The organism is Streptomyces sp. NPDC050704, from assembly GCF_040654355.1.
Lineage (GTDB): Bacteria > Actinomycetota > Actinomycetes > Streptomycetales > Streptomycetaceae > Streptomyces.
Genome location: NZ_JBFAHW010000279.1, coordinates 1 through 1387 on the forward strand (window position 1 = coordinate 1; position 1387 = coordinate 1387).

Sequence of the window (1387 nt, forward strand, 5' to 3'; positions counted from 1 at the left end):
TACGCGTCGCCGGCCTCCTCGTCGACGGGGTAGTTGTCCTTGCCGCCCAGCCAGTAGTTCCAGATCCGGGCCGAGTGCGGCACCGAGGTGTCGATCTTGTGATGCGCCGCTGGTTGGGGCGTCGTCGCTGGGTCGGGCATGGATACCGTCCGTCCGTCTCTTCGGCCGATGCGTGCATTGTCCAGTGCACAACGTACGTCCCAACGGCCCGGCTGCGTACACCAGTTCACCCCTCCGGCAGTTCGAGAGGTGGTTCTCCCGGCGGAGCTGCCGGAGCCCTCGGCACACTCCGGCTCGGTCGGGCCTGCGGACGACGCCCCTTGGTGCGGAGTGGGGTGGGGTGGGGTGGGGTGGGGTGCAACCTTTGCGGGCTTCGGGTGTCTTTGTTCTGGGGGGTGTCATGGGGGCAGAGCATCAGATCGCCTATTTCCTGCGGGAGTTGGCAGGCGCGGACCCGGAGCGACGTACGGCGGCGGCGAAGGGGCTGGGGAGGATCGGCCGTCCGGAGCATGCCACCGCACTGGTGGCGGTTGCGGACGACCCCGAGCCCGGGGTGCGGGCGGCTGTGGCTCAGGGGCTGGGCCGGCTTGGGGCGCGGGAGACCGGCGGGGTTGTGGTGAAGCTGTTGGACGATGCGGATCCGCAGGTACGGCGTAGGGCTTCGCTCGCCGTGCTCCGGCTGGGCCTGGACGGCCGGCCGGTGACCGAGGTGTTCGCGCGGCTGCTGCGCGATCCCGACCGGCATGTCCGGATCAACGCACTGGTCGGGTTGGACGCGTTCGGTGTCCCCGGTGACGTGGTGGCCCTGGTGGAACTGCTCGGTGATCCGGATGACCAGGTGTGGGGACGTGCCAGCAGTCTGGTGCACCGGTTCGCGCGGGACCATGCCGTCAGGGCAGAGGTGATCCGCGCGGCTCGTGAAGGCGAGGGCGCCGCCCGTGCCCGGGCCCTGGAGATGGTGCCGGCCGACTGCGCCGTGCGGCTGCTGGACTCGCTGCTCACCGGGCTGCGCGACCCGTCCCCGCAGGTACGGACCGCGGTGACCCGACGGCTGCTCAACGCCGATGCCGCCACGGCAGCGGACTCACTGGCCGCGGCCCTGGAGGACGAGCGGGACCCCGGAGTGGCGGCATATCTGCTCAGTGGACTCGGTGGACGCGGTGATGAGCGGGCGACGGACCCGGCGGTGCGGTGGCTGAGTGACCCGGTGGCCGGACCGTGGGCCGCGCGCGCGTTGGGCGGCATCGGCACCCCGGCCGCCGCCGAGCATCTGCGGACGGCGCTGGATGACCCGGCGCTGCCTGACCGTACCCGGGCGGCCGCCGCCGTGGCAGTCGGTGAGGTGGGGGGATGGGACGCCGTGTGGCAGCTGCTCCCGTACGTCGAC

The 1387-nt window shown here is 72.0% G+C and carries 2 protein-coding genes; one reads left to right on the forward strand and one right to left on the reverse strand.

Annotated features, from left to right (window positions below):
• Nucleotides 1-140: SAM-dependent methyltransferase (locus AB0I18_RS52095; RefSeq protein WP_363112903.1), on the reverse strand; the 140-nt coding region annotated here is incomplete at its 3' end.
• Nucleotides 141-400: 260 nt separating this feature from the next.
• Between AB0I18_RS52095 and AB0I18_RS52100 the strand changes: the two genes are divergently transcribed.
• Nucleotides 401-1387 (forward strand): HEAT repeat domain-containing protein (locus AB0I18_RS52100; RefSeq protein WP_363112902.1); only part of this gene is annotated, 987 nt, incomplete at its 3' end.